The sequence below is a fragment of the Mesorhizobium sp. M7A.F.Ca.ET.027.03.2.1 genome, assembly GCF_003999175.1.
Lineage (GTDB): Bacteria > Pseudomonadota > Alphaproteobacteria > Rhizobiales > Rhizobiaceae > Mesorhizobium.
Genome location: NZ_RZOM01000450.1, coordinates 1 through 4,707, shown reverse-complemented (window position 1 = coordinate 4,707; position 4,707 = coordinate 1). Strand labels below are relative to the sequence as shown.

General features: G+C 59.8%; 6 protein-coding genes. All 6 read left to right on the top strand.

What is annotated here, in order from left to right:
- Nucleotides 1-219, top strand: a 219-nt coding sequence (locus EN750_RS39985) for a hypothetical protein (RefSeq protein ID WP_210212754.1), incomplete at its 5' end; no start/stop codon positions are given.
- A gap of 386 nt (nucleotides 220-605) precedes the next feature.
- Nucleotides 606-1,772, top strand: coding sequence for a hypothetical protein (locus tag EN750_RS19430; RefSeq protein ID WP_127397368.1), 1,167 nt, complete (start codon nucleotides 606-608; stop codon nucleotides 1,770-1,772).
- A 182-nt stretch (nucleotides 1,773-1,954) separates the two neighbouring features.
- The gene (locus EN750_RS19425; RefSeq protein WP_127397367.1) at nucleotides 1,955-2,614 is read left to right on the top strand and encodes a MerR family transcriptional regulator; all 660 of its coding nucleotides are present in this window, start codon (nucleotides 1,955-1,957) and stop codon (nucleotides 2,612-2,614) included.
- Nucleotides 2,526-3,734 (top strand): phage portal protein, encoded by a 1,209-nt coding sequence (locus EN750_RS19420; RefSeq protein WP_245482743.1) that lies wholly within the window; start codon nucleotides 2,526-2,528, stop codon nucleotides 3,732-3,734. Before EN750_RS19425 ends, EN750_RS19420 begins: the two co-directional genes overlap by 89 nt.
- The gene (locus tag EN750_RS19415) at nucleotides 3,731-4,261 is read left to right on the top strand and encodes an HK97 family phage prohead protease (RefSeq protein WP_127397366.1); all 531 of its coding nucleotides are present in this window, start codon (nucleotides 3,731-3,733) and stop codon (nucleotides 4,259-4,261) included. The genes EN750_RS19420 and EN750_RS19415 overlap by 4 nt, the downstream gene beginning before the upstream one ends.
- A 5-nt stretch (nucleotides 4,262-4,266) precedes the next feature.
- The coding region (locus EN750_RS19410; protein ID WP_127397365.1) for a phage major capsid protein at nucleotides 4,267-4,707 on the top strand (441 nt) is incomplete at its 3' end.

Sequence of the window (4,707 nt, the reverse complement as noted above, 5' to 3'; positions counted from 1 at the left end):
AGCGTCATGCGCGCGATGGACAATCATGAGGCGCAATCAGTGCTGGAACGGCTCGACGCCTTCGGGTGGCTGGAGCCTGCCCATGCTTCCAGGCGGGATAGCTTGCAATGGACCGTCCGACCCGCCGTGCATGCGCTGTTTGCGTCTCGCGCCAAGGATGAGACGGAACGTAGGCGGAAAGTTCGCGAGGTAATCGCGGACGCTGGACGCTTGAAATAGGCAGCTTGTGTAAGTGTCACCGAGTGGCCCTTGCGCGCGTGAGACAGAAACCATTTTCGTTCGCTTTTTACTCTATTCGGACGCTGATTTTTTCCTCGCCTCACACGCACAAGGGACGGTCGGTGACACTTGACCAGAGTGCCACGCGAAGGGCGGGCACTGTTGCAATCGCAACACAACATATGGACAAAGTGCGCAGGAGCCACCCAAAATCGTACTACATGTTGTGGCGCCCTGGGCCAAAATCCCTAAATAAGCCTTATTAGTATGCGATCCTATTGTCGAATTGGGTTTTTCCGATTCGACAGAGCAGCACCGGCCTTAACTGGGCCGCACATAAAGCAGCCGCTGGAGGGAACTGGCGGCATAAATGGGAAACTTCATAAATGACGACGAACACGACCGCCACTTCGGCGGTGCGCGCTATGATTGCGAATTGGTCGGGCAGCGCATTTTCGGAAATGCAGGATGCTTACCGGCCGCCGGACCGCAAAAACCCGCGCTGGTTTCAATGGGACAAGCATAGCCTGCGCATTCGCTATCCTCGCCCGAACAGCACCCCAGTTCCGCGCGAGAACGATTTCCCACCACCGGGTTGGCGCGAGACGGCGACCGCTATATGGGTGGCGCTGCCCGCAAACGACAGCGATATTTTCCCGAGGGTCGCCAGAACAGAAAGTCCAAAGCACGCAACGCTTGCCGCCAGATGCACACCAACACTGGCCTGGCGTGAGGCACGCAAGCCGCGCGAGCCGTTGTCGACAAACTGGCTGCTGCCGGACAACGATAATGAAGACGGCGACGAGCCCGGCCGGAATCCCGACCGCACTCACAACGCCGGGCCTTCACCGGACGCATTGGTGGTGGCGTACAAGAAGGGCAAGCTTCGCTTCTCAAACGGCGAGCACCGCGAGAAATGCTACGTGCTGAAAAATGACAAGGCGGTACGCGGCGACGTTCTCATGCCTGCCGGTGCGCTGCTCAACTATCCCGACAAACCTGGCGAGCTTCTTGGCCCGGAACCGAATCCTGAAGCGATGGTGCGAACTGCAACGTATTGGGCCTCGATGTTCAAGGTCGACCGCGACACGGTTGTAGAGACCGACGAAGATGGCAACGAAAAGCCGCGGTTCATACCGGCTGGCAGGCGCAAGAAGCGGAAAGTGCTGATTACCCGCGAAGAGCAGCAGGAGTTGATGGCGTCGGCACCGCGCCCCGCCGTGACGTATTGCAAGCCCGGACTACCGTGCGGAAGCGATACGGTTGGGGACAGCTTTGTCGGGATGCACATCACCTCAACAAAAGGCCGGCAGCCTCCCGAGCGCTGGCAGGACACTGCAGACGAACTGGCACGGCAGGCTGAGTTTGAGGCTTGGTGCAAGGCCCTACCTCCTGAACAACAGAAGGCGCTGGATATTGCAACCACCGCCGCCAATTTCCGTGAGGTCGGCGAGGCGTTCGGGCATGAGGGTAAGACGGCTGAGCGGCAGGGGAAGAAGCTTCTCCTTGCCGCGAACGATAATTCTGCAGAAATATTGAAGAAGGTGGCGTAAGGGCGGTCCCCTTTTTACACTTCATCCGCTGGACAAGTAGAAGGGTGGCGCAGCCGTTTGCACGAAAATGCAAGCGCAGACGCGCACCCCTTCCACACCAGTTTCGCCGCTGATGTTTCCCATTCATTGGCGGCAGCCGGTAGCGCGTTCCCTCCCGCGCCCGGCACAATTCGCGGCGCGCTTTGTTCGCGCATTTCGGCGTCGCGACGCCAGGCGCTGCGCTGCCCGCAACGTCTGGCACAATTTCCAGACCGGCCGTCGCAAGGCGCCGGTCTTTTTCTTTGCCAAAACTCATTTGCAACAACCGCAACACACGGGAGGCAGCCATGCCCCGAATATGGCGCGAGCGCGCCTTCAGCCAGGACGAAGCGGCCGAACTGGCAAATCTCAAATCCGGCACCTTGCGTGTGTGGGTTAGCCGCGGACCCGAAACGCTCTTTAGCGCCAAGCTCGGCGGGCGGCGTGTTTTCTCGGCGCAAGACATCGCCATTCTCGCGTTTGCGCGCGAGTTAGAACGTGGTGGCATGACCTTGCTTACGGCGGTCGCCTGCGCCTTCGAGTGGCTACAGGAGCCGCCGGCCGAGGACGCTGTGTTCGTCGTAAAGAGTGGCGCGATATCTGCGAAGTCCGGCAGCATCATGGGCCCGGCCAACATCCCGCGCACCGTCGACCATTCGTTCCAACTCATCCCGCTCGGCAAGATCGTGGCGCGCACGCTTGCGGGTTGCGACGCGAAATACAGGAGTCCGCATAGTGTGGCCTTTTCGAAGATCCACCACCGCCGTAGAAACCAAATCCGAACTCACCGATCCCACATCGGATTCATGGGCGACGCTGGTTAGCTTGTTTACCGGCTCATCGACCGGCATCACAGTGACGGCTGATGCCGCCATGCGCGTGCCTGCCGTCAACGCAGCGGTCAGCTTAATCGTTACCTCAGTCGGCACGCTGCCTGCCAAGGTTTATGCGGCCAGCATAGACGGCAGGGAACCGGCGCCAAGTCACCCCGCTTATCCGCTTGTGCACGATGACGCCAACGACTGGCAGTCAGCCGGCAAGGTTCGCGAGCTGGTCACGGTTGATGCCGTGCTGCATGGGGATGGCTTCGGCTTCGTCAACAAGATCGGCGATAAGCTTGCGGAAATCACCCATCTGCCCCGACACGCCGTCACCGTCGAATGGCTGGATAGTGGCGAACCTCGTTACAAGGTCGGCCAGACGTACTATGCCCCGGATCGGATCCTCCATATCCAGGCGCCGTCGCTCGACTGTAAGCGCGGCCTTGGCTTGCTTCATGCGGGACGCGAGGCGATCGGCCTTTCTATCTTGCTGGAGCAGACTTCCGCCCGGCTGATGAAAAACAATAGCCGCCCTGGTGGCGTGCTGTCCTTCGATGGCAAGTTGACGGCGGAAGCCGCCACGCGCATTGGCACGTCATGGAAAGCAACGCATGGCGGCGACAATTCGGGCGGCGTGGCGATCCTTGATAATTCCGGCAAGTATGCGCCGGTTGCCTTCACTTCGGTAGAAAGCCAGCACGCCGAACAGCGGGCGTTTTCTATCGGCGAGATTGCCCGATTGACGCGCGTGCCCATCACGATGTTGCAGGCGCTGGAGCGCGGCACGTTCGCCAATGTGGAACAGCAATCGCTGCAATTCCTGCAGCTTTGCCTCTTGCCTTGGCTGAAGGCTTGGACCGATGCATACCGGCGCTGCCTCTTGACCAAAGAGGAACGCACCCAGTTCTCAATCGAGTTCATCGTGGACGATTTGCTGCGGGCCGATACGGCAACGCGCGCCGAGGCTTACGGCAAGTTCCGGAGCATGGGCGCCTTCACCGCGAACGACGTGAGACGGCGCGAAAACATGCCCGCCCTGCCGGACGGCAACACGCTCCAGTCGCCCTACACCACACCAGCCGCCAACGACAACAAACCGAAACCGAAGGAGGCCGCCGCGTGAGCGTAGCCACCAAGCATGGTCTCATTCTAGAGATCGACACCAAGGCCGTCAGCGATGATGGCCTTTTTTCTGGCTACGCGTCGACGTTCGACGTTCTGGATAGCCACAAGGAAATCGTCGCTGCGGGCGCATTCACCAAAAGCCTGGCATCCCGCCCGGCTAATAAGGTGAAGATGCTTCGCGGTCATGATCAGAGCGACCCTATTGGCATCTGGGAATCGCTTTCCGAAGACGCGCGAGGACTGAAGGCCACCGGTCGGCTGATCCTCGACACCGCGAAGGGACGTGAAACCCACACCCTGCTCAAGGCCGGCGCGCTTGACGGCCTGTCCATCGGTTTCCGCACCGTGCGGGATCGTTTGGATAAGACCAAAGGCGCCCGCATTCTCGAGGAAGTCGACCTCTGGGAAATCTCAGTAGTGACTTTTCCAAGCAATGCCCAATCGACCGTTACCGCGGTCAAATCCACTTCATTCTCCGAACTCGTTGCGGCCATCAATTCTGCCCGCACGTCGCTGAAAGGCTAATATTCATGACTTTCCATTCCACCAATTTCCCCGTTCTCGAAACCAAGACCGCGGCTGATGACGTCGACCCGATCGTTGAGGTCAAGACCGCGCTCGACGCCCTGACGGCCGACGTGAACAAGAAAACCGCCGGCGTCGACAAGATCACCGAACGTCTGGACGGCATCGAGGCCAAGCTTGCCCGCCCGAATATCCAGACGAAAAAGGATGACGAGCCGTCCGTCGAGACGAAGGCGTTTGCCGAATATCTCCGCATGGCCGATCGTGCGCCGGAACTGAAGACGCTGACCGTCTCCAGCGACCCGCAGGGCGGCTACCTCGCACCGGCTGAAATGAGCGCGGAGTTCATCCGCAATCTCGTTGAGTTCTCGCCGATCCGCGCAATTGCCAGCGTCCGCACCACCGGCAACGCTTCGGTTCTGTACACCAAGCGCAATACCTGTCTC